At 48.6% G+C, this 284-nt stretch carries 2 tRNA genes; both read left to right on the top strand.

The window, feature by feature from the left end:
• Positions 1–2: 2 nt before the first annotated feature.
• Positions 3–78, top strand: a tRNA-Val gene (locus V6256_RS15290).
• A gap of 47 nt (positions 79–125) precedes the next feature.
• A tRNA-Val gene (locus tag V6256_RS15285) sits at positions 126–201 on the top strand.
• Positions 202–284: the final 83 nt, after the last annotated feature.

Here is a 284-nt window from a genome sequence, read left to right as displayed (position 1 = left end):
ATGGGCGATTAGCTCAGTTGGGAGAGCATCGCCCTTACAAGGCGAGGGTCACTGGTTCGAACCCAGTATCGCCCACCATATTACGCATTCTTATCATATGAATTAAAACTGTGAACTTTGAAAGTGGGCGATTAGCTCAGTTGGGAGAGCATCGCCCTTACAAGGCGAGGGTCACTGGTTCGAACCCAGTATCGCCCACCACTTTCAAATATTTAAATATCTATTAAAGATGGGCGATTAGCTCAGTTGGGAGAGCATCGCCCTTACAAGGCGAGGGTCACTGG

This window comes from Psychromonas aquatilis, from assembly GCF_038155185.1.
GTDB classification, from domain to species: Bacteria; Pseudomonadota; Gammaproteobacteria; order Enterobacterales; family Psychromonadaceae; genus Psychromonas; species Psychromonas aquatilis.
The sequence above is the reverse complement of the archived record's forward strand: the minus strand, read 5'-3'. Positions and strand labels throughout refer to the sequence as shown.